The organism is Arthrobacter sp. SIMBA_036 (genome assembly GCF_046535135.1).
Taxonomy (GTDB): domain Bacteria; phylum Actinomycetota; class Actinomycetes; order Actinomycetales; family Micrococcaceae; genus Arthrobacter.
Map to the genome: position 1 here is coordinate 1 of NZ_JAWRXG010000228.1, position 266 is coordinate 266.

The following is a 266-nucleotide window of genomic DNA, read 5'->3' on the forward strand; positions in this document are numbered from 1 at the left end:
GGTCAATTATTGGTACTGCAGTATTTATGGCTTTACTGGCACTGCCATTACCTTCACTGGTTATTATTGCTGAACGTTTCATCGCTGGAGTGTTTAGTGCTTTTTCTATGGTTGCAGCCTCGCTCTGGTTACTTGAGAGTCGGGGGCATGCTCACCACGCGCCATTACTATTCGCCGGTGTTGGTTTTGGCATTGCGTTGTCAGCTGAACTAATTGTATTGGCTGACTGGCTGCAGTTGAGTAGCTTTGAAATGTGGTTAATGCTG

Annotated in this window: 1 protein-coding gene; it reads left to right on the forward strand. The window is 46.2% G+C overall.

Annotated features, from left to right (window positions below; all coding sequences use genetic code 11):
* Positions 1–266 (forward strand): YbfB/YjiJ family MFS transporter (locus tag SB659_RS19715; protein ID WP_410551636.1); only part of this gene is annotated, 266 nt, incomplete at both ends.